Source organism: Micromonospora sp. M42 (assembly GCF_000568915.1).
Taxonomy (GTDB): Bacteria; Actinomycetota; Actinomycetes; order Mycobacteriales; family Micromonosporaceae; genus Micromonospora; species Micromonospora chalcea.
Map to the genome: position 1 here is coordinate 1 of NZ_KK037233.1, position 3,695 is coordinate 3,695.

Below are 3,695 nucleotides of genomic sequence, written 5' to 3' on the forward strand. Positions count from 1 at the left end.
CGCCGACACCGACGGCGACGACGGTGACGAGTCCACCGACGAGGACCTGGACCTCGACGACCTCGACACCGACGCCCTCGTCAGGCTGGCGCTTGACGGAACCGATTCCTGACCGTTGTCCCCAGTACGGAGCTCATGATGTCTACGTCCGCAGACAAGGTCGTCGAGGCGCTTCGCGCGTCGCTCAAGGAGACGGGCCGCCTCCGTCAGCTCAACCAGCAGCTGACCGCCGCCGCCAGGGAGCCGATCGCCATCGTCGCGATGTCCTGCCGCTATCCGGGTGGCGTCGCCAGCCCCGAGCAGCTCTGGGACCTGGTGGCCTCCGGCGGCGACGCGATCGGCGGCTTCCCGACGGACCGGGGCTGGGACCTGGACAACCTGTACGACCCGGACGCCGACCGGGCCGGCCGCTCCACCACCCGCGAGGGCGGCTTCCTCTACGACGCGGCCGACTTCGACGCGGAGTTCTTCGGCATCTCGCCGCGCGAGGCCGTGGCGATGGACCCCCAGCAGCGGCTGCTGCTGGAGACGTCGTGGGAGGCGTTCGAGCACGCCGGCGTCGCACCCGCCTCGATGCGGGGGCAGAAGGTCGGCGTCTTCGTCGGCACCGCCGCCAACGGCTACGGCATGGGCCCGCAGAGCGAGGCCGAGGGCGCCGACGAGGGCTACCTGCTGACCGGTACGGCCACCAGCGTCGTCTCCGGGCGGATCGCGTACGCCCTCGGCCTGGAGGGCCCCGCGGTCACCGTGGACACCGCCTGCTCGTCGTCGCTGGTCGCCCTGCACCTGGCGTGCCAGGCGCTGCGGCAGGGCGACTTCGACCTGGCCCTGGCCGGCGGCGTGTGCGTCATGGCCACCCCCGGCCCGTTCGTGGGCTTCTCCCGGCAGCGAGGGCTCGCCGCCGACGGCCGGTGCAAGTCGTTCGCCGCCTCCGCCGACGGCACCGGCTGGTCCGAGGGCGTCGGCATGCTGCTGCTGGAACGGCTCAGCGACGCCCGCCGCAACGGCCACCCCGTGCTCGGCGTCATCCGCAGCTCGGCGGTCAACTCCGACGGCGCGTCGAACGGCCTCACCGCCCCCAACGGCCCGTCCCAGCAGCGGGTCATCCGGCAGGCCCTGGCCGGCGCGAAGCTCACCCCCGACCTGGTCGACGTGGTGGAGGCGCACGGCACCGGCACCACCCTCGGCGATCCGATCGAGGCTCAGGCGCTGCTCGCCACGTACGGCCGGGAGCGGGGCGACGCCGCGCCGCTGCTGCTCGGCTCGATCAAGTCCAACATCGGGCACACCCAGGCCGCCGCCGGCATCGCCGGTGTGATCAAGATGGTGCTGGCGATGCGGCACGGCGTCGTGCCGGCCACCCTGCACGTCGACGAGCCCACCCCGCACGTGGACTGGGCCGCCGGCGCGGTCACCCTCGTCACCGAGGCCACGCCGTGGCCGGCCGTGGACCGGCCGCGCCGGGCCGCCGTCTCGTCGTTCGGGATGAGCGGCACCAACACCCACCTCATCCTCGAACAGCCCGAACCGGCCGACGTCGAGGCGGACCACCCGGTGCCGCCCGCGCCCGCGCCGGTGCTGCTCACCGGCCGCACCCGCACCGCGCTGCGCCGCCAGGCCGAGCGCTGGTCGGCCTACGTCGCCGACGACGCGCACCTGCGCCCGGCCGACGTCGCCTGGACCTCGGCGGTCTCCCGCTCGCCCCTGGAGCACCGGGCGGTCGTGCTCGCCGACGACCGCGACGGTCTGCTCGCCGCGCTGCACGCCCTCGCCGACGACCGGCCCGCCCCCGGGCTGGTCACCGGCGCCGCCGCCGAACGCGGCGGGGTCGCGTTCCTGTTCTCCGGCCAGGGCGCCCAGCGCGCCGGCGCCGGCCGGGAGCTGTACGAGGCGTACCCGGTCTTCGCGGAGGCGCTCGACGAGGTCTGCGGCCACCTCGACCACCGGCTGCCCCGGCCGCTGAAGCCGCTGCTGTTCGCCGAGCCCGGCACCGCCGAGGCCGACCTGCTCGACCAGACCGTCTTCACCCAGGCCGCGCTGTTCGCCGTCGAGGTGGCGCTGCACCGGCTGCTCGGCTCCTGGGGACTGGCCCCCGACATGGTCGCCGGGCACTCCGTCGGCGAGCTGACCGCCGCCCACGTGGCCGGCGTGCTCAGCCTCGACGACGCGTGCGCCCTCGTCGCCGCCCGGGGGCGGCTCATGCAGGACCTGCCCACCGGCGGCGCGATGCTCGCCGTGGCCGCCGACGAGGCCCGGGTCGCCGAGTCGATCGTCGCGCTGACCGGCCGGGTCGCCGTCGCCGCCGTCAACGGCCCCGACGCCGTCGTCGTCTCCGGCGACGCGGCGGCCATCGACGAGCTGGCGGAACTCTGGACCGGCCGGGGGGTGAAGGTGCGGCGGCTGCGGGTCAGCCACGCCTTCCACAGCCCGCTGATGGAGCCGATGCTCGCCGAGTTCGCTGCCGTCGCCGCCCGCCTCGACCTGCGCGCCCCCACCCTGCCGGTGGTGTCCAACGTGACCGGCGAGCTGGCCGACCCGGCGCAGCTCACCGACCCCGGCTACTGGGTGCGCCACGTCCGGGAGGCGGTCCGCTTCGCCGACGGCGTACGCGCCCTGCGCGCCCACGGCGTCGGCACCTTCGTGGAGGTCGGGCCGGACGCCGTGCTCACCGCCAGCGTCCAGGAGACCCTCGCCGGGATCGGGACCGACGCCGCCTCCGCCGTGGTGGTGCCGGTGCTGCGCCGGGACCGCCCGGACCGACGTGCCCTGCTCGCCGCCCTCTCCCAACTGCACGTCGCCGGCACGCCGCCGCACTGGGCGGACGTCCTCGCCGGCCGGCCCGGCCGGCTCGTCGACCTGCCCACCTACCCGTTCGAGCGGCAGCACTACTGGGTGCCGGCCGAGGCGCCCGCCGACGACACCACGACGGGCGGGGCCGGCGCGCTCGACCGCCGGTTCTGGGCGGCCGTCGAACGCGCCGACCTCGACGCGCTGCGCGACACCCTCGCCGTCACCGACACCGCCGCCGCCGAGTCGCTGCGTACCCTGCTGCCCGTCCTCGCCGACTGGCGGCGGCAGCGGCAGGAACACTCGGTCCTCGACGGCTGGCGGTACCGGGAGGAATGGCAGGTGGCCCCCGAGCCCGCCCCCGCCCGGCTGGCCGGCACCTGGCTGCTGGCGCTGCCCGCCGACGACGCCGACGACCCGGTGGCGCGGGCCGTCCGGGCCGCGCTGACCGGCGCCGGCGCCGACGTGCTGCCGCTGACGGTGGAGCCGGACGCCGACCGGGCCGGCCTCGCGGCGGCCCTCGCCGGCGCCGAGCCCGCCGGCGTCGTGTCCCTGCTCGCCGGGGAACCACGCACCGCCGACGGCACCGTCCTGCCCGGCCTGACCACCACCCTCGCCCTCGTGCAGGCGCTCGGCGACGCCGGCGTGGCAGCGCCGCTGTGGCTGGTCACCCGGGGCGCGGTCGCCGCCGCCTCGTACGACCGGCTCGCCGACCCGGCGCAGGCCGCGATCTGGGGCCTCGGCCGGGTCGTCGGCGTCGAGGCGCCGCACCGCTGGGGCGGCCTGGTCGACCTGCCGTCCGACCCCGACGACCGGGCCGCCTTCCGGCTCGCCGCGATCCTCACCGGCTCGACCGGCGAGGACCAGCTCGCCGTGCGCGGCCCCGGCGTCTTCGTCCGCCGCCTCGT

1 protein-coding gene is annotated in these 3,695 nt (G+C 76.6%); it reads left to right on the plus strand.

Going from position 1 to position 3,695, the window contains the following annotated elements; translation table 11 throughout:
* Positions 1 to 138: 138 nt before the first annotated feature.
* The coding region (locus tag MCBG_RS00005; protein ID WP_043329893.1) for a type I polyketide synthase at positions 139 to 3,695 on the plus strand (3,557 nt) is incomplete at its 3' end.